Origin of the sequence: Variovorax paradoxus, from assembly GCF_030815855.1 — a bacterium.
In the GTDB taxonomy this organism is placed as follows: Bacteria; Pseudomonadota; Gammaproteobacteria; order Burkholderiales; family Burkholderiaceae_C; genus Variovorax; species Variovorax paradoxus_M.
In genome coordinates, this window is the sequence record NZ_JAUSXG010000001.1 from 459,152 (window position 1) to 476,144 (window position 16,993).

At 65.2% G+C, this 16,993-nt stretch carries 18 protein-coding genes and 1 tRNA gene; 8 read left to right on the plus strand and 11 right to left on the minus strand.

Annotation, left to right across the window (positions count from 1 at the left end; translation table 11 throughout):
* Window positions 1–9 precede the first annotated feature (9 nt).
* The 3 genes from pilB to QFZ42_RS02160 form a co-directional block, all read right to left on the minus strand.
* The gene (gene pilB, locus QFZ42_RS02150) at window positions 10–1,749 is read right to left on the minus strand and encodes a type IV-A pilus assembly ATPase PilB (protein WP_307699370.1); all 1,740 of its coding nucleotides are present in this window, start codon (window positions 1,747–1,749) and stop codon (window positions 10–12) included.
* Between the two features lie 116 nt (window positions 1,750–1,865).
* A tRNA-Pro gene (locus tag QFZ42_RS02155) sits at window positions 1,866–1,942 on the minus strand.
* A 49-nt stretch (window positions 1,943–1,991) separates the two neighbouring features.
* Window positions 1,992–2,984 carry a polyprenyl synthetase family protein gene (locus QFZ42_RS02160; RefSeq protein ID WP_307699371.1) on the minus strand — a complete coding sequence of 331 codons (993 nt, stop codon included), beginning with the start codon at window positions 2,982–2,984 and terminating at the stop codon, window positions 1,992–1,994.
* 189 nt (window positions 2,985–3,173) lie between these two features.
* Between QFZ42_RS02160 and rplU the strand changes: the two genes are divergently transcribed.
* From rplU to proB, 4 genes are all read left to right on the plus strand, one after another.
* Window positions 3,174–3,485 (plus strand): 50S ribosomal protein L21, encoded by a 312-nt coding sequence (rplU, locus tag QFZ42_RS02165; protein ID WP_307699372.1) that lies wholly within the window; start codon window positions 3,174–3,176, stop codon window positions 3,483–3,485.
* Between the two features lie 12 nt (window positions 3,486–3,497).
* Window positions 3,498–3,755, plus strand: a complete 258-nt coding sequence (rpmA, locus tag QFZ42_RS02170; protein WP_307699373.1) for a 50S ribosomal protein L27 — start codon at window positions 3,498–3,500, stop codon at window positions 3,753–3,755.
* Window positions 3,756–3,824: 69 nt separating this feature from the next.
* The gene (cgtA, locus tag QFZ42_RS02175) at window positions 3,825–4,904 is read left to right on the plus strand and encodes an Obg family GTPase CgtA (protein WP_307699374.1); all 1,080 of its coding nucleotides are present in this window, start codon (window positions 3,825–3,827) and stop codon (window positions 4,902–4,904) included.
* 79 nt (window positions 4,905–4,983) lie between these two features.
* A complete protein-coding gene (proB, locus tag QFZ42_RS02180; RefSeq protein ID WP_307699375.1) occupies window positions 4,984–6,123 on the plus strand; it encodes a glutamate 5-kinase in 1,140 nt (379 codons plus the stop codon).
* 33 nt (window positions 6,124–6,156) lie between these two features.
* On the opposite strand, the gene QFZ42_RS02185 is transcribed toward proB, so the two are convergent.
* A complete protein-coding gene (locus tag QFZ42_RS02185) occupies window positions 6,157–6,693 on the minus strand; it encodes a CNP1-like family protein (protein WP_307699376.1) in 537 nt (178 codons plus the stop codon).
* A gap of 7 nt (window positions 6,694–6,700) precedes the next feature.
* On the minus strand, window positions 6,701–7,369 hold the full coding sequence (locus QFZ42_RS02190; RefSeq protein WP_307704148.1) for an RNA pyrophosphohydrolase: 669 nt from the start codon (window positions 7,367–7,369) through the stop codon (window positions 6,701–6,703).
* Between the two features lie 147 nt (window positions 7,370–7,516).
* Between QFZ42_RS02190 and QFZ42_RS02195 the strand changes: the two genes are divergently transcribed.
* Window positions 7,517–9,262: a proline--tRNA ligase gene (locus QFZ42_RS02195; RefSeq protein ID WP_307699377.1), complete on the plus strand. Its 1,746-nt coding sequence runs from the start codon at window positions 7,517–7,519 to the stop codon at window positions 9,260–9,262.
* The gene (locus QFZ42_RS02200; RefSeq protein WP_307699378.1) at window positions 9,259–9,933 is read left to right on the plus strand and encodes a lytic transglycosylase domain-containing protein; all 675 of its coding nucleotides are present in this window, start codon (window positions 9,259–9,261) and stop codon (window positions 9,931–9,933) included. Before QFZ42_RS02195 ends, QFZ42_RS02200 begins: the two co-directional genes overlap by 4 nt.
* 120 nt (window positions 9,934–10,053) lie before the next feature.
* On the opposite strand, the gene QFZ42_RS02205 is transcribed toward QFZ42_RS02200, so the two are convergent.
* The 6 genes from QFZ42_RS02205 to hemA form a co-directional block, all read right to left on the minus strand.
* Window positions 10,054–11,337 (minus strand): hemolysin family protein, encoded by a 1,284-nt coding sequence (locus QFZ42_RS02205; protein WP_307699379.1) that lies wholly within the window; start codon window positions 11,335–11,337, stop codon window positions 10,054–10,056.
* Between the two features lie 88 nt (window positions 11,338–11,425).
* Complete coding sequence (locus tag QFZ42_RS02210; protein WP_307699380.1) at window positions 11,426–11,929, minus strand: cupin domain-containing protein; 504 nt, start codon at window positions 11,927–11,929, stop codon at window positions 11,426–11,428.
* A gap of 20 nt (window positions 11,930–11,949) precedes the next feature.
* On the minus strand, window positions 11,950–12,279 hold the full coding sequence (grxD, locus tag QFZ42_RS02215; RefSeq protein WP_307699381.1) for a Grx4 family monothiol glutaredoxin: 330 nt from the start codon (window positions 12,277–12,279) through the stop codon (window positions 11,950–11,952).
* A 31-nt stretch (window positions 12,280–12,310) separates the two neighbouring features.
* A complete protein-coding gene (prmC, locus tag QFZ42_RS02220; protein ID WP_307704149.1) occupies window positions 12,311–13,156 on the minus strand; it encodes a peptide chain release factor N(5)-glutamine methyltransferase in 846 nt (281 codons plus the stop codon).
* Window positions 13,157–13,158: 2 nt separating this feature from the next.
* On the minus strand, window positions 13,159–14,247 hold the full coding sequence (gene prfA / locus QFZ42_RS02225) for a peptide chain release factor 1 (RefSeq protein WP_307699382.1): 1,089 nt from the start codon (window positions 14,245–14,247) through the stop codon (window positions 13,159–13,161).
* Window positions 14,248–14,346: 99 nt separating this feature from the next.
* Window positions 14,347–15,618: a glutamyl-tRNA reductase gene (hemA, locus tag QFZ42_RS02230; RefSeq protein WP_307699383.1), complete on the minus strand. Its 1,272-nt coding sequence runs from the start codon at window positions 15,616–15,618 to the stop codon at window positions 14,347–14,349.
* 139 nt (window positions 15,619–15,757) lie between these two features.
* Here hemA and QFZ42_RS02235 point away from each other — a divergent pair, with 139 nt between their 5' ends.
* Entirely contained in the window at window positions 15,758–16,036 is a 279-nt protein-coding gene (locus QFZ42_RS02235; RefSeq protein ID WP_307699384.1) for a hypothetical protein, read from the plus strand.
* 152 nt (window positions 16,037–16,188) lie between these two features.
* Window positions 16,189–16,959 (plus strand): Crp/Fnr family transcriptional regulator, encoded by a 771-nt coding sequence (locus tag QFZ42_RS02240; protein WP_307699385.1) that lies wholly within the window; start codon window positions 16,189–16,191, stop codon window positions 16,957–16,959.
* Window positions 16,960–16,993 lie beyond the last annotated feature (34 nt).

Genomic DNA, 16,993 nt, shown 5'->3' on the forward strand with positions numbered 1-16,993 from the left:
GTGTGTTCGTTATTCGTTGGTGACCGCCACCACTTCTTCGAGTGAGGTGAGCCCTTGCATGACTTTTCTGAGCCCGGACTGCCGCAGCGAGCGAACGCCTTCGGCCTCGGACTGGCGAGCAATGTCCAGTGCGCTGCCGTCGCGCAGGATGATCGCCTGGATGGTTTCCGAGATCGGCATCACCTGGTAGATGCCGACCCGGCCCTTGTAGCCGCTGCTGCACGCCGAGCAGCCCACCGGCCGGTAGGGCTTCCAGGAGCCGTCGAGCTCTTCTTCCTTGAAGCCCGCATCGAGCAAGGCCTGGCGCGGCACGTCGGCCGGCATGCGGCACACGTGGCACAACCGGCGCGCCAGCCGCTGCGCGGTGATCAGGATGACGCTGGAGGCGATGTTGAACGGCGCAATGCCCATGTTCCGCATCCGCGTGAGCGTGGTCGGCGCATCGTTGGTGTGCAGCGTGGAGAGCACCAGGTGGCCTGTTTGCGCAGCCTTGATCGAGATGTCGGCGGTTTCGAGGTCCCGGATTTCACCGACCATGATGATGTCGGGATCCTGGCGCAGGAAGGCGCGCAGCGCGGCGGCGAACGTCAGCCCGGCCCGTTCGTTCACGTTGACCTGGTTCACGCCCGGCAGGTTGATTTCCGACGGGTCTTCGGCCGTGGCGATGTTGACGCCGGGCTGGTTCAGCAGGTTCAGGCAGGTGTAGAGCGACACGGTCTTGCCCGAACCGGTGGGGCCGGTGACCAGCACCATGCCATAGGGACGGCCGATGGCACGCAGCAACCGCTCCTTCTCGTCGGCGTCGTAGCCGAGCGCGTCGATGCCCAGGCGCGCGCTGCTCGGGTCGAGAATACGGATCACGATCTTCTCGCCGAACAGCGTGGGCAGCGTGCTGACGCGGAAGTCGATGACGCGGTCGGGGCCGATCTTGAGCTTCATGCGGCCGTCTTGCGGCACCCGCTTTTCGGAGATGTCGAGCCGCGAAATCACCTTGATCCGCGAAGCCAGCTTGTCCTTGATGAGCGTCGGGGGGCTTGCGATCTCGCGCAACTCGCCGTCGATGCGGAAGCGCACGCGGTAGTTGTGCTCGTAGGGCTCGAAGTGGATGTCCGACGCCCGCATGCTGACGCCGTCGAGCAGCATCTTGTGCAGGAAGCGCACGACCGGCGCATCTTCGACTTCGGCGACAGCCGCCTGTTCGTTGGTATCGCCCGATGTATCCGCCGTGACGTCGTCGAACTCGAAGTCCCCACCGCCGACGATGTTGTTGAGGGTTTCCGACGCGCTGACGGCGGCGGCCTCGATCATGCGCGACAGCTTGTCGTATTCGGCAATGACCCAGTCCACGCCCATCTGGGACGCAAACTTGATTTTTTCCACCGCCTGCTGGTCCGAGGGGTCGGCTGTTGCAACAATGAGACGGTTGTTGCGCTTGCTGAGCACCACGATGCGGTAGGCGAGGCACAGCTTGGGGTCGAGCAGGTCTTTCGGCAGGCGCTGGTGGTCGATGGCGTCAAGATCCAGCAGCGGGGCGCCGAAGGCGGACGAAAGCGTGTGGGCCAGATCCGCGGCCGAGACGGCGCCACTGCCGGTCAGCTCGGCGATGAAGCTGGTGCGGCCGCTGAGCGACTTTTGATAGATGTCTTCCGCAATCTTCGCGGGAAGCTTGCCGGCCGAGACCAAGGCGCGCGCAAGTCCCGGGAGGGCGATTTGCGTATTTTCTTTAACAGGAAGTTCGGCGGCAGCCATTCAGCGAAATTGCAAGAGATGTGAAAAAATGCTTCACGATCATCGCTGAACGCCCTCGCCATGTAAATCGCTACGCAGCAACAGGCATGGGCATTATTGGTGCCAGCCGAAAAGACTGGTCGGGGTGAGAGGATTCGAACCTCCGGCCTCTACGTCCCGAACGTAGCGCTCTACCAGGCTAAGCTACACCCCGATTGGTTGCAAAAAAAGAGAAGTCGTCCTTGCCAACTCTTGTGAGGTGTTCAGGCACGTCGCTCAAGCAACTGAGCCGCCAATTGTAGCAAACCGTCGGCATGCGAATTGGACGGAAAGTCGCGCAAGGCGTGAATCGCGCGTTTTGCCTCGTCGGCCGCGGCGGCGCGCGATGCGTCCAGCGCCCCGGTGCTGTGGACGATTTCCACGATCTTGCCCAATTGGGCCGTATCGCCCGCCTCGATGGCTGCGCGCACCAGGCTGCTCTGGTCGGCATTGCCGCGCCGCATGGCGAAGATCAGCGGCAATGTGGTCTTGCCTTCGCGCAGGTCGTCGCCCACGTTCTTGCCGGTTTCGTGGGCGTCGCCGGCGTAGTCGAGCACGTCGTCGATCACCTGGAACGCCGTGCCAAGGGCCTGGCCATAGGTCGCGCAGGCTTCCTCGACTTCGGGCGTCGCGCCTGCCAGCACGGCGGCGAGCCGCGTGCTGGCTTCGAAGAGCTTGGCGGTTTTCGAGCGGATCACGCGCAAGTAGGCGGCTTCGTCCAGCGAAGCGTCGTGCATGTTCATCAGCTGGAGCACCTCGCCTTCCGCGATCACGTTCGTCGCCTCGGCCAGGATCTGCATGATGCGCATGTTGTTTGCATCCAACATCATCTGGAAGGCGCGCGAGTACAGGAAGTCGCCGACCAGCACGCTGGCCGGATTTCCGAACGATTCGTTGGCAGTCGGGCGGCCACGCCGCAGGGTCGACTCGTCGACAACGTCGTCGTGCAGCAAGGTGGCCGTGTGGATGAACTCCACGACCGCCGCCAGATTGAAGCGCTGCTCGCCCGTGTAGCCCAGGGCGCCCGACATGAGAAGCAGGAGCGCGGGGCGCAGGCGTTTGCCGCCGGCGGAAATGATGTACTTCGAGACCTGGCTCACCAGGGGCACGCCTGTATCGAGGCGCCGCGCAATCACACGGTCGACTTCGACCATGTCGCCGGCAATCAAATCCAGCACGGTGGCGGTGGGGGAGGTATCGGCGGCGTGAACTGGCAAAGCGTTTGCGCGCGGCGCGTCTGAATGCGAAAGGTGCGGCGGCACAAGGCCGGAAGGCGCAGATTATAGGGATGCGCGGGTGCCTTCCGGCTTGGCTTCGGCCCGAAACCATGTTAGCGCGCGCAAACCGTGCTAGAATCTAAGGCTCTGCGGAATTCGCCGTAGAGCTCATATTCCCAAGAGGTTCACATGTACGCGGTCATAAAAACCGGCGGCAAGCAGTATCGCGTTGCTTCCGGCGAAAAAATTAAAGTAGAACAGATTGCTGCGGATGTAGGCCAGGAAATCGTGATCGATCAGGTTCTCGCAGTCGGCAACGGCAGCGAAATCAAGGTCGGTACGCCCCTGGTGTCCGGCGCAACGGTGACAGTCACGGTACTGTCGCACGGCAAGCACGACAAGGTTCACATCTTCAAGATGCGTCGTCGCAAGCACTATCAGAAACGTCAAGGCCATCGCCAGCAGTTCACGGAACTGCAAATCGGCGCGATCGCCGGCTAAGGAGAACATTCCATGGCACAGAAAAAAGGCGGCGGCTCAACGCGAAACGGGCGCGACTCCAAGCCCAAGATGCTCGGCGTTAAGGCTTTCGGCGGCGAACTGATCAGCGCAGGCTCGATCATCGTGCGCCAGCGCGGCACCCGGTTCCACCCCGGCGTGAATGTCGGCGTGGGCAAGGACCACACGCTGTTTGCACTGGTCGACGGCCATGTGTCGTTCGGCGTCAAGGGCGCAATGAACAAGCACATGGTCAACGTGACCCCGGCGTAAGTCGAGTCACTTCGATCAGCTCGAAGCCCCGCTTTGCCGGGGCTTCTTCATTTGTACACTGGATACCCCATGAAGTTCGTCGACGAAGCCTTCATCGACATCGCCGCCGGCGATGGCGGCAACGGCTGCGTGTCGTTCCGTCATGAAAAATACAAGGAATTCGGCGGTCCCAACGGCGGCGACGGTGGCCGCGGCGGCCACGTCTACGCGGTGGCCGATTCCAACCTCAACACCCTGGTCGACTTTCGCTACTCGCGCCGCCATGAGGCCAAGCGCGGCGAGCACGGCATGGGCTCCGACATGTTCGGCGCCGCGGGCCACGACATCACGCTCAGAATGCCGGTCGGCACCATCATTTCCGACGCCGAAACGGGCGAGGTGCTGTACGAGTTGTTGACCGAAGGCGAGGTCGTCACCATCGCCAAGGGCGGAGACGGCGGCTTCGGCAACATGCGCTTCAAGAGCGCCATCAACCGCGCGCCTCGTCAGAAGACGCCGGGCTGGCCGGGCGAGAAGAAGAGTCTCAAGCTCGAGCTCAAGGTGCTCGCCGATGTGGGGCTGCTCGGCATGCCCAACGCAGGCAAGTCGACTTTGATCAGCGCCATTTCGAACGCACGCCCGCGCATTGCGGACTACCCGTTCACCACGCTGCATCCGAATCTTGGCGTGGTGCGCGTCGGTCCTGAGCAGAGCTTCGTCGTGGCGGACCTTCCGGGCCTGATCGAAGGCGCGTCGGAAGGTGCGGGGTTGGGCCATTTGTTCCTGCGCCACCTCCAGCGCACGCGCCTGCTGCTGCACGTGATCGATCTGGCGCCCTTCGACGATGCCGTCGACCCGGTCGCACAGGCAAAGGCCATCATCGGCGAACTGAAGAAGTACGACGCCGCGCTTTACGAGAAGCCGCGCTGGCTCGTGCTCAACAAGCTCGACATGGTGCCTGAAGACGAACGTTCGGCGCGCGTCAAGGATTTCGTGAAGCGCATGCGTTTCAAGGGGCCCGTGTTCGAGATCTCCGCGCTCACGCGGGAAGGCTGCGAGCACCTGGTGCAAGCGGTCTATCAGCACATCAAGGCGCAGCAGGTGGCGGAACAGGTTCCGGCCGAGGTCGATCCGCGCTTTGTCGAATTGCCGCCGCCGGATCCCAGCTGAGTACCTCGCGGCATCGATACCGATGCAGCGGGCTTCCTAGACAGCAGAACACGCAGTATTCACGACCGCTACAGCTCAAATGACCTCGAATTCCGGATCCACTGCCTTGCGGGACGCCCGCCGAATCGTCGTCAAGGTGGGCTCGAGCCTCGTGACCAACGAAGGGCGGGGTCTGGACGAGGGCGCCATCGGCGAATGGTGCCGCCAGCTTGCGGCCCTCGTGCGCGACGGGCGAGAGGTCGTGATGGTGTCGAGCGGTGCCATCGCCGAAGGCATGAAGCGCCTCGGCTGGCGCACCCGGCCGCACGAGATTCACGAACTCCAGGCCGCTGCGGCGGTCGGGCAGATGGGCCTGGCCCAGATGTACGAGACCAAGCTGCGCGAGAACGAAATGGGCAGCGCGCAGGTGCTGCTGACCCATGCCGACCTCGCCGACCGCGAGCGCTACCTCAATGCGCGCTCGACGCTCGTCACGCTGCTCAGGCTCGGCGTGGTGCCGGTCATCAACGAGAACGACACCGTCGTCAACGACGAGATCAAGTTCGGCGACAACGACACGCTCGGTGCACTGGTGGCCAACCTGGTCGAAGCCGATGCGCTGGTCATCCTCACCGATCAAAAGGGGCTCTTCACGGCCGATCCGCGCAAGGACCCGGACGCCAAGTTCGTGCACGAGGCGGCGGCAGGCGATCCGGCGCTCGAAGCCATGGCGGGCGGGGCGGGCTCCAGCCTCGGCCGCGGCGGCATGATCACGAAGATTCTGGCGGCCAAGCGCGCTGCGGGGTCCGGCGCTTCCACCGTGATTGCCTGGGGCCGCGAGCCCGACGCATTGCTGCGCCTGACGCGCGGTGAATCCATCGGCACCCTGCTCGTTGCCCAGACCGCCAAGCACCAGGCCCGAAAGCGCTGGATGGCCGACCATCTGCAGCTGCGGGGTGCCGTCACCGTCGACGCCGGCGCGGCGGCCAAGGTGCGGGCCGAAGGCAAGAGCCTGCTGCCGATCGGCATGACGGGCGTGTCGGGCGAGTTTTCGCGGGGCGACGTGATCGCCGTGCGCGACACCGAGGGGGTGGAACTGGCCCGCGGCCTGGCCAACTACTCGAGCATGGAAGCCCGCCTGCTGTGCCGCAAGCCCTCGTCCGAGTTCGAGCGTTTGCTGGGCTATGTGGCGGAGCCCGAAATGGTCCACCGCGACAACATGGTGCTGATGCCCAGCTGATCAAAAAAAACGGGGCCGCGAGGCCCCGTCGTTTTACTGCACTTCGCGAATCGGGTTGCGCAGGTTCTGAACCATGTCCCCGACCGAATTGCGCGGCGCATTGCCTCGGCACAGCGCCTGGGTCGACAGCGCCTTGGCGTAGAGCGAATTCAGATCGTTGATGCGTTTCCACTCCGGCGTCTTCGTTTCCTGCCAGGAGCCATTGTTGTAGCGGGCGTAGTTCTTCAATTCCGCGGTCGAGCAGCGTACGCCCTCATAGGACGCATTGACGGCGCCGCCGTTGCGGTTTTGGGTCACCACCACATAGCGCACGATGCCGTCCCCTGTGATGGCAATGGTGCGGGGGTCGATGCCGAACTTCAGGCTCATGTAGGGCGGCATCTCGATCGGCAGCAGACGGCTCTCGCTGAAGGCCGGCGGCGGGGGGGCTTTGGTTTCCTCCCACTCGGCATCCGCCTCGGTCCGCTTGGCGGCCGGCGGCATGCCGGCCTGCGCCCAGTCGGGGTTGTCGGTGTCGTGCTTGCCCGATGCGCACCCGGCGAGCAGGGCGGCGACACACGCGAGAAGCAAGGCGCGCTCAGCGTTGCGACGGAAAGAAGGGCGCTTTGTTGTTGGGAGAGGAAGATTCATCGCTCACGGAAGGAAGGTCGGGATGCGGGTCGAAACTGCCGCCGGGCGGCAGGTCCAGGCCTGCGGGTGCGCCGCCGTCTGGCGTGTGGCGCTCGAACTCTCGGGCGCGCACGTTGCTGCGCAGGAAGCGGTTGCGGAAATCCTGCCGCGGCAGGTAGCGAGCGAGCTCGGTCAGTGCCATCTCGTAGACGCCGCGTTTGAATTCCACGACCACATCGAGCGGCACCCAGTAGTCGTGCCATCGCCAGGCGTCGAACTCGGGGTGGTCGGTCGCGCGCAGGTTCAAGTCCCAGTCGTGACCGATCAATTGCAGCAAATACCAGATTTGCTTCTGGCCCTTGTAGTGGCCCCGTGCGTCACGGCGAATGAACCGATCCGGCACCTCGTAGCGCAACCAGTCACGGGTACGGGCCACGATGCGCACGTGCTCCGGATGGAGCCCGACTTCCTCGTGCAGTTCCCGAAACATGGCTTGCTCGGGACTTTCGCCGCGGTCTATGCCGCCTTGCGGAAACTGCCAGGAATGCGTGCGTATGCGTTTGCCCCAGAAAACCTGGTTTCTCTGGTTGAGCAGGATGATGCCGACGTTGGGCCTGAAGCCGTCCCGGTCGAGCATAATCAAACCCCAATTTTTGAACTGAGTCGATTATGCATGCCGGGTTGCACACGGCAAGCGACCGACGCCAGGCTCTCAGGGTCTCCCCGGGGGAGTTGTCCCCCACATCCCAACTTCGAATTCAGCGAGTCCATCGCCACGATCCCGATGAAAGCTTCCCGATTTTTTGTCTCCACCCTCAAGGAAGCACCCGCCGACGCCGAGGTCGCGAGCCATCGGCTCATGATGCGCGCCGGCATGATCAAGAAGCTCGGCACCGGTATCTATACCTACATGCCGATGGGACTGCGCGTGATCCGCAAGGTCGAGGCGATCGTGCGCGAGGAAATGAACCGCGCCGGTGCCGTCGAGATGGCAATGCCGGTGGTTCAGCCCGCCGAGTTCTGGCAAGAGACCGGCCGCTTCGACAAGATGGGCCCCGAGCTGCTGCGCATCAAGGACCGGCATGACCGTGACTTCGTGGTCCAGCCGACGAGCGAAGAAGTGGTCACCGACATCGCGCGGCAGGAAATCCGCAGCTACAAGCAGCTGCCGAAGAATTTCTACCAGATCCAGACCAAGTTCCGCGACGAGCGCCGTCCGCGCTTCGGCCTCATGCGTGGGCGCGAGTTCATCATGAAGGATGCCTACAGCTTCGACCGCGACCTCGATGCCGCCAAGGCCAGCTATCAGCTCATGGCCGATGCCTATCGCCGCATCTTCGACCGCTTCGGCCTGCGCTACCGCGCCGTGGCGGCCGACAGCGGCGCCATCGGCGGCGACCTGAGCGAAGAGTTCCAGGTGATTGCCGCCACCGGCGAAGACGCCATCGTCTATTGCCCGGGCAGCGACTACGCCGCCAACATGGAAAAGGCCGAAGCCTTGGCTCCGGCCGGGCCACGCCCTGCACCCGCCAAGGCGCTCGAAAAGACGCCGACCCCCGGCAAGGCCACCTGCGCCGAGGTTGCCGAGCTGCTCGGCGTGCCGCTCTCGACCACCATCAAGTCGCTGGTGCTCGCCTCCGACATCGTCGATGAGGCTGGCAACCTGAAGGGTTCGCAGGTCTGGCTGCTGCTTTTGCGCGGCGACCACGACATGAACGAGATCAAGGTCGGCAAGGTGCCCGGCCTGGACAAGAGCTTCCGCTTTGCGACCCTCGCAGAAATCGATGAGCACTTCGGCTGCAAGCCCGGCTACCTCGGGCCGCTGAACCTCAAGAAGCCGGTCAAGCTGGTGGCCGACCGCGAAGCAGCCGTGCTGGCCGACTGGATCACCGGTGCCAATGAAGTCGATTTCCACATGACCGGCGTCAACTGGGGCCGCGACCTGCCCGAGCCCGACTTGGTGGCCGACATCCGCAACGTGGTGGCGGGCGACGCCTCGCCCGACGGCAAGGGCGTGCTGGCCATCGAGCGCGGAATCGAGGTCGGCCACGTGTTCGTGCTCGGCACCAAGTACAGCAAGGACATGAACGCCACCTACCTCGACGAAGGCGGCAAGCCGCAGTTCCTCGAGATGGGTTGCTACGGCATCGGCATCACGCGCCTGCCGGCCGCCGCCATCGAACAGAACCACGACGAGCGCGGCATCATCTGGCCGGACGCACTGGCGCCGTTCACCGTGGTGGTCTGCCCGATCGGCATGGACCGCAGCCCCGAGGTCAAGGTGGCCGCTGAAGCGCTCTACGAGCAACTGCTCGCATCCGGCGTCGACGTGCTGCTGGACGACCGCGGCGAACGCCCCGGCGCGATGTTCGCTGATTGGGAACTGATCGGCGTGCCGCACCGCGTGGTCATTTCCGACCGCGGCCTGAAGGAAGGCCAACTCGAATACCAGCATCGCCGCGACACGGCGGCCACCAAGGTGCCCGCGGCCGGCATCGCCGAATTCATCACCGGCAAGCTCGCGAAATGAGCCCGGAGGGCGGCCTCTCGCGACGCCGGTGCCTGGGCGGCGCCGTGACGGCGGGCGCCCTCGGGGTGCTGTCGCTGCCGCGGGCCGCGCTGGCCGGCGCCCAGATCGAAGAGCCGTTGATCGATTCGGTGCGCACCGCGCTGAGTTCGGCCGTCCATAACAAGGCGCCGCCGGTTCCCGAGTTCTCGAACACGGAGGCCCGTCTCAACTATCTGCGCTGGCTCGGCGAGATGAGCGAGCGCCTCAAGAAGAAAATCGCCGACTGGCCCACGCGCAAGGAATTCCTGCAGACCGTCTGGTACGAAAGCAAGCGCTCGGGGCTGGACGTGAGCCTGGTGCTGGGGCTCGTGCAGGTCGAGAGCAACTTCCGCAAGTTCGCGGTCTCCAGCGCCGGTGCCCGCGGCTACATGCAGGTCATGCCGTTCTGGACCCGTGTGATCGGCGACAGCGACCCCGCCAAGCTGTTCCACATGCAGACCAACCTGCGCTTCGGCTGCGTCATCCTGCGCCACTACCTCGACCGCGAGAACGGTGATCTGTACATGACGCTCGGCCGCTACAACGGCAGCCGCGGCAAGTCGCCGTATCCGAACGCCGTGTTCGCGAACCAGCGGCTGTGGGCCTACGACGACAAAGCGCGAGAACGCGAGCGGGACCGTTCGGCAGCCTGAATATCTGTTTCAGGAATACCGCGAAACCGGCTTTGCCGGGCCGCTGGTATTGCCCCCGGTAGGGGGTTGGCGAAGCGACACGAAGTGCGCGCAGACTGGGGGCGAGCCAAGTCTTTCGAGCTAGGTCCTCGTCACCATCACCTGGTCGATCCGGTAGCTGTCGACATCCATCACCTCGAAGGTGTAGCCGCCCCAGCTCACGCTGTCGGTGCGCTTGGGCACACGGCGCAGCATCACCATCAGGAAACCCGCCAGCGTTTCGTAGTCGTCCGGGTGCGGCAACTCGTCGATGTGCAGCGCGCGCTGCACGTCCTGGATCGGCGTGACGCCATCGATCAGCCACGAGTTCTCGTCGCGCCGCACGATCTGCTCCTCGTCAGGCATGGAGACGAGGTCGCCCATCACCGTGCTCATCACATCGTTGAGCGTGATGACGCCCACCACCAGGCTGTACTCGTTGACGATGATCGCGAAGTCTTCGTGCGCCTGCTGGAACTGCTCGAGCACTTCGGTCAGCGAGAGCCGGTCGGGGACGACCAGCGCCTTGTGCAGCGTCAGGCCCTGGTCGAAGGCCAGCGGCTGGCCGCTGAGCACGCGCTGGAACATTTCCTTGGCGTCGATGTAGCCGAGCACATGGTCGATGTCGCCGTCGCACACCGGATAGGCCGAAAAAGGCTCGGCCACGATGCGCGCCCGCAGCACCGATTCGGGATCGTCGTGCAGGAACCAGGCGATGCTGTCGCGCGCCGTCATCACGCTGCTGACGAGCCGCGTGTCGAGCTCGAACACATTGGCGATCACCTGCTGCTCGCGGACCGCGAGCACGCCCGCGCGCGCACCGGCTTCGGTCATGGCCAGGATGTCGGCCGAGGTGATCTTGTCGTCACGCACCAGCGGCATGCCGAGCAGCTTGAAGAGCATGTCGGTCGAGCGGGTGAACAGCCACACCAGCGGCTTGAACGTGGTGATCAGCACCAGCATCGGGCCGACCATGCGCACGGCGATGCGCTCCGGGTCGCTCATGCCGAGTCGCTTGGGGAACAGGTCGGCGAACACCAGGAACACCGCAATGACGATCACGAACGAGCACAGAAAAGCCACGTTCGCCGAAGCCTCGACGCTGAGCCAGTGCTCGAAGAAGCGCGCGAAGTACGGGCTGAGCGAGCCCTCACCCACCACACCGCCGAGGATCGCCACCGCATTGAGCCCGATCTGCACCACGGTAAAGTAATGGCCAGGCTGCTCCTGCACGCGCAGCACGCGCTCGGCGCGCGCGTCGCCCTCGTCGGCCATCTGGCGCAGCCGCAGGCGCCGCGACGCGGCAAGGGTGATCTCGGCAAGGGAGAAGAACGCGCTCATCGCGATCAGCAAGATGATGATGAGCAGGCTTTGGGTAAGAGTCATGGTGGCACGTCGAAGAGTGCCATGGTGCCATGACACGGCGCGCATTCCGGCGACACCGCAAAACCGGGCTTGCCCGGCTCCGCAAAGCCTAGACTCCGCCGTGGGGATGGGTCGGGTCGACCCAGAGTACCGATTCGGGTTTTTCCACGGGCTCGATGTCGAGGTTCACCGCCACGGCCTCGCCATCGCTGCGGCACAGTACGCACTCGAGCGATTCGGTCGCGCTGGCGTTGATTTCCTGGTGCGGCACGTAGGGCGGCACATAGATGAAGTCGCCCGGACCGGCTTCGGCCGTGAACTCGAGCTTCTCGCCCCACCGCATGCGGGCCCGGCCGCGCACCACGTAGATCACCGATTCGAGATGCCCATGGTGGTGGGCGCCGGTCTTGGCGTCGGCATGGATGGTGACGGTGCCGGCCCACAGCTTCTGCGCGCCGACACGCGCGAAATTGATGGCTGCGGCCCGGTTCATGCCCGGCGTCTGCGCGGTATTGACGTCGAGCTGGTTGGCCGCGATCACGCGCACGCCGTCATGCTTCCAGGCCGGGGCGGACTCGCCGCCGTGCGAGTGGTCTTCGTGGTCGTGGCTCATCGAGCGGCCAGCGAAAAAAATCAGCCGGCGTTGCTGCCGCCCAGCACCTGCTGCAGCTCGCCCGACTCGTACATCTCCATCATGATGTCCGAGCCGCCGACGAACTCGCCCTTCACGTAGAGCTGGGGAATCGTGGGCCAGTTGCTGTATTCCTTGATGCCCTGGCGGATGCCGTCGTCTTCGAGCACGTTGACGGTCTTGAGCGCCTTGGTGTCGACGCCGACCGCCTTGAGGATCTGGATGGCGCGGCCCGAAAAGCCGCACATCGGAAAGCTCGCGTTGCCCTTCATGAAGAGCACGAGGTCGTTGGTCTTGACGAGATCGTCGATGCGTTGTTGAGCGTCGGACATGGGAACTCCTGAAAAAGTGGGCTTGGGGGGATTATTTCACCGGGCGCCAGATTCCGCCGGAACAGCGCGCGATGCCGGCAAGGTCGTCGCGGCTTTGAACCTCCGAGAAACCTCGCGTTTCCAGCAGCCGGCGCACGGCGGGGGCCTGGTCGTGGCCGTGCTCCAGCAGCAGCCAGCCGCCTTCCTCGAGGTGGGAAGGGGCGTGCTGCACGATCTGGCGAATGTCGTCGAGCCCGTCGGTACCCGCGACAAGCGCTGCCGAGGGCTCGTGCTGCAGCGCGGGCAGGTGCGGGTCGTCGGCGGCGATATACGGCGGATTGCTGGCGATGACCGCGTAGCCGCCGGCAGCGCCGTCCAGCCAATGGGCCTGGGCGAAACGCACCGCCAGGCGCAGGCGCTGCGAATTGGCCTCGGCGACGGCCAGCGCATCGGCGCTGGCATCGACCGCATCGACCTGGGCATCGGGGCGCGCGTGCTGCAGGGCCAGCGCGATCGCGCCGCTGCCCGTGCCGAGGTCGAGCACGCGCGGGGCTTCATGACCCTCGAGGCACTGCAAGGCCCAATCGACCAGCGTTTCGGTATCCGGACGCGGCACCAGCACCCGGGCATCCACCTGCAGGGTCAGGCCGTGAAACTCTTTTTCGCCGAGCAGGTAGGCCACGGGTTCACCCGTCAGCCGGCGCGACAGTTGCGCCGCGAGCGCGGCCCACGCCGGGTCGGAAATGGCATCGGTGTCGTGTGCCAGCAGCCACGCCCGGTCGTGCGGCGCGCGGCCGAGCGTGTGCAGCAGCAGCAACTGGGCGTCGAGCTTGTCGACACCCAGCGCCACCGCCGCGGCCAGCGCCTGCGCTACGGTGAGCGGCGTGGCGGCAGTCATCGTCACGCCGGCAGGCTCGACTCGAGCTCGGCCAGCTGCTCGGCCTCGCGTGCGGCGCGCAGCGCGTCCAGCACGTCGCCCAGGTCGCCTTCCATGATCGCCAGCAGCTTGTAGAGGGTGAGATTGATGCGGTGGTCGGTGAGCCGGCCCTGCGGAAAGTTGTAGGTGCGGATGCGGTCCGAGCGGTCGCCGCTGCCGATCAGGCCCTTGCGCATGGCGGCGTCCTTGGCGGCGCGCTCGCTGCGCTCCTTCTCCTGGATGCGCGCCGACAGCACCTGCAGCGCCTTGGCCTTGTTGCGGTGCTGGCTGCGGTCGTCCTGGCACTCGGCCACGATGCCCGTGGGAATGTGCGTGATGCGCACGGCCGAATCGGTCTTGTTGATGTGCTGTCCGCCGGCGCCGCTCGCGCGGTAGGTGTCGATGCGCAGGTCGGCCGGGTTGATCTGCACCGCCACGGTTTCGTCGGGCTCGGCGAGCACGGCCACCGTGCAGGCGCTGGTGTGGATGCGGCCCTGCGTCTCGGTGGCCGGCACGCGCTGCACGCGGTGGCCGCCCGATTCGAAGCGCAGCTTGCCGAAGACGTCGTCGCCGACGATGCGGATCACCACTTCCTTGTAGCCGCCGAGTTCGCTCGCGCTCTCGCTCACGACCTCGCAACGCAGGCCGGCGCGCTCGCAATAGCGCGTGTACATGCGCAGCAGGTCGCCCGCGAACAGCGCCGATTCGTCGCCGCCCGTGCCGGCGCGGATTTCCATGAAGGCGTTGCGCGCGTCGTCCGGGTCCTTGGGCAGCAGCAGGCGCTGCAGCTCTTCCTCGAACTGCGTCAACTCGGCCTCGGCCCCCGCGATTTCTTCCCGGGCCATCTCGGCCATGTCGGGGTCGTCGAGCATCTCGCGCGCGCCGGCGATGTCGGCTTCGCGCTGCCTGTAGCGCTCGTAGCGGCCCGCGATCTGCGTGATTTCGGCATGCTCGCGCGAGATGGTGCGGTATTGCGCCATGTCGCTCATGATGTCTTCGCGCGACAGCAGGAAGTCGAGTTCGCCGAGGCGCTGCGCGTAGCGCTCGAGTTGGTGGCGCAGAAAAGGTTTCACGTCGAAAAAGGGCCGAAGAAGAAGGAGGGAGCGCGGCTCGCGGCGGCAAGGCGCGGAATGGCCGCGGCAACAGGCCAGGGCCGGCGGCGGCAAGCGTCGCTAACGCTCTTTGCGCAGGAAGAGCCGCGAAATCGTCTGGGCCGTGTGCTCGCGCGAAGCCGCATCGCCCGCATGCAGCTCGGCCAGCGCGCCGTGCAGCATTTTCTGCGTGAGTCCGCGCGACATGGCTTCGAGCACCGCGTCGATCGGCTCGCCCTTTGCCAGCAGCTTGCGTGCGCGGGCCATCTCGGCCGCGCGCCATTCGTCGGTCTGCGCATTGAGCTGCTGGATCAGCGGCACCGTGCCGCGCTGGCCCAGCCAGTGCATGAAGCTCTGCACGCCGGCGTCGATGATGACTTCGGCCTGGGCCACCGCGGCCTGCCGGTTGGCGTGGCCCTGCTGCACCACCTGGGCGAGATCGTCCACGGTGTAGAGATAGATGTCTTCGAGCGCCTTCACCTCGGGCTCGATGTCGCGCGGAACCGCCAGGTCGACCATGAACATCGGGCGGTGCTTGCGGGCCTTGAGGGCACGTTCGACGGCGCCCAGGCCGATGATCGGCAGCGTGCTCGCGGTGCAGCTCACCACGATGTCGAATTCGGCCAGCCGGCTCGGCAGGTCAGCCAGCCGCATCGCCTCGCCGCCGAAGCGCGAGGCCAGCTTTTCGCCGCGTTCGAGCGTGCGGTTGGCAATGGCGATCGACTTCGGGTCCTTGGCCGCGAAATGCGTGGCGGCCAGGTCAATCATTTCGCCGGCGCCCACGAACAGCACGCGCGTCTGGTGCAGGTCTTCGAAGAGCTGTCCGGCCAGCCGAACTGCCGCGGCCGCCATGCTGATCGAATGCGCGCCGATTTCGGTGGCGGTACGCACCTCTTTCGCCACCGCGAAAGAGCGCTGGAACAATTGGTTGAGCGTGCTGCCGAGCGCACCCGCGGTCTCGGCCGCGCGCACGGCGTCTTTCATCTGGCCGAGGATCTGCGCTTCGCCGAGCACCATCGAATCGAGCCCGCTCGCCACGCGGAACGCATGGCGAGCGGCCTCGTCGTCATGCAGCGTGTAGGCGTGCGAGCGCAGCAGCGCCGGCGCCACGCCGCCGTTCTCGGCCAGCCAGCCGACCGTGTGGTCGAGCGCGGCGTGCTCGGCGGCGCAATAGATCTCGGTGCGGTTGCAGGTCGAGATGATCGCGGCCTCGACCTGCGGATGGCGGCCGGTGGCGAACGAATTGCGCAGACTCTGCAGCGTGGGCGCCAGCTGATCGAGCGCGAACGCGAAACGACCGCGCAGGTCGAGCGGCGCGGTCGTGTGGTTCAACCCGAGGGTCCAGACTGACATATCTCCTGATTATAAAATCAGCAGGAGCTATGCGGCGGCCGAAGGGTTTGCCGTGTAATCAGCAAAACCAGAAAGGGCGCCGCGAGCGCCCTTGCTTTATCTGGCGGGCCTCCGTCCCTCTCTTCCCCCTTTCTCCCTCATGTCCCTGCTGGATCTCCTCAACCACCTGCTCAATTTCGTGGCGCCTGCCCTGGCCGTCGGCTTCCTGTGTGCGCTGATGGGTCGGGTTTTCGTCCGCAGGGCGGCCGGGGTACCCAGCTGGTGGATTCAGGGGGCAATCAACGCCGGTGTGGGCGCGCTGGTGCTTCTGGGCGGCTTGGTCTTTTTTGGTCGTGATGGCGCGATGGCCACCTACGCGGCGCTCGTGTTGGCTTGCGGTACAAGCCAATGGTGGGTGTCGGGCGCTTGGCGAGGGTAGACGCGGCGCACGACAACGCACGATCTGCGTGTCAATATGTTACTTCGGTTAATATATTAATCGGGGCGGTAATTTGTCACACTTGAGAACGGGAAGAGTTACAGGCAAACCGCCTTAAGCATGCGTGGCAAGGCGGCCCATGGACGGAATCGATGTATTTGCATCCTCTTATTGCCAGCGTTCCCCCCGATGAGCGGGCCGCCTTTGTCCAGCGCATCGAACTTCGTTCCTACCGGCGCAACGAAGTCGTGCTGGGTGCGGATGAGTGGACCGACCGCGTGTACTGCGTCGCCACGGGCCTGCTGCGGGTGGTCGTGCAAGGCAGTGAAGACAGCGGCGACGTCACCACCGACTTCATCCGGCAGGACGACATCTTCCTGAATTCCGCGCTCGTCGACGAGCGCTACCAGCCCGGCGCCACATTGGTCGCGGCATTGCCCACCTCCCTTTACCTGGTGCCGACGCTCGAATTGCGGGCCCTGTGCGACCGGTTCCCCGCGGTGACGATGGGGCTGCTCGAGGTCGTGATGAAGCGCACGACGGTGCTGCGCAGGCAGATCAGGCAGATTTCATCGGCCTCGTCCGAACGGCTCATCAGCCGCATCCTGCATGAGCTCACCGTGCTGGCCCCGGGTACCGGTGGCGGCTACGACAAGCGCATCACGCAATCGGTCATCGCCTCTTATTCGGGGCTGTCCAGAATGCAGGTCAACAAGACCATGCGCGACCTGGAGCGCCGCGGCCTGGTCAGGCGGGACGAGCACGGGGTCTACGTTCCGCCGCATTTCGCGTCGTCGGACTTCCAGGAGCTTCCTCCGGGCGAGCCGATGCCGCCCGCGAACCCGCCCGGCGAGGTGGATCCATCGTTTTTCTCGGAACTGTTCGAGGCGCCGCCCAAGTCGGGCAAGCCCCGCAAGGGTTGACGCGGCCGCGGCCGGGAGATGTCCGCAGATGCCG

What these genes read in the sequence shown, in the direction of transcription:
- pilB (WP_307699370.1), bottom strand. Translation starts at nt 1,749, where the DNA reads ATGGCTGCCGCCGAACTTCCTGTTAAAGAAAATACGCAAATCGCCCTC.
- rplU (WP_307699372.1), top strand. Translation starts at nt 3,174, where the DNA reads ATGTACGCGGTCATAAAAACCGGCGGCAAGCAGTATCGCGTTGCTTCC.
- rpmA (WP_307699373.1), top strand. Translation starts at nt 3,498, where the DNA reads ATGGCACAGAAAAAAGGCGGCGGCTCAACGCGAAACGGGCGCGACTCC.
- cgtA (WP_307699374.1), top strand. Translation starts at nt 3,825, where the DNA reads ATGAAGTTCGTCGACGAAGCCTTCATCGACATCGCCGCCGGCGATGGC.
- proB (WP_307699375.1), top strand. Translation starts at nt 4,984, where the DNA reads ATGACCTCGAATTCCGGATCCACTGCCTTGCGGGACGCCCGCCGAATC.
- QFZ42_RS02190 (WP_307704148.1), bottom strand. Translation starts at nt 7,369, where the DNA reads ATGCTCGACCGGGACGGCTTCAGGCCCAACGTCGGCATCATCCTGCTC.
- QFZ42_RS02195 (WP_307699377.1), top strand. Translation starts at nt 7,517, where the DNA reads ATGAAAGCTTCCCGATTTTTTGTCTCCACCCTCAAGGAAGCACCCGCC.
- QFZ42_RS02200 (WP_307699378.1), top strand. Translation starts at nt 9,259, where the DNA reads ATGAGCCCGGAGGGCGGCCTCTCGCGACGCCGGTGCCTGGGCGGCGCC.
- QFZ42_RS02205 (WP_307699379.1), bottom strand. Translation starts at nt 11,337, where the DNA reads ATGACTCTTACCCAAAGCCTGCTCATCATCATCTTGCTGATCGCGATG.
- QFZ42_RS02210 (WP_307699380.1), bottom strand. Translation starts at nt 11,929, where the DNA reads ATGAGCCACGACCACGAAGACCACTCGCACGGCGGCGAGTCCGCCCCG.
- grxD (WP_307699381.1), bottom strand. Translation starts at nt 12,279, where the DNA reads ATGTCCGACGCTCAACAACGCATCGACGATCTCGTCAAGACCAACGAC.
- prmC (WP_307704149.1), bottom strand. Translation starts at nt 13,156, where the DNA reads ATGACTGCCGCCACGCCGCTCACCGTAGCGCAGGCGCTGGCCGCGGCG.
- hemA (WP_307699383.1), bottom strand. Translation starts at nt 15,618, where the DNA reads ATGTCAGTCTGGACCCTCGGGTTGAACCACACGACCGCGCCGCTCGAC.
- QFZ42_RS02235 (WP_307699384.1), top strand. Translation starts at nt 15,758, where the DNA reads ATGTCCCTGCTGGATCTCCTCAACCACCTGCTCAATTTCGTGGCGCCT.
- QFZ42_RS02240 (WP_307699385.1), top strand. Translation starts at nt 16,189, where the DNA reads ATGTATTTGCATCCTCTTATTGCCAGCGTTCCCCCCGATGAGCGGGCC.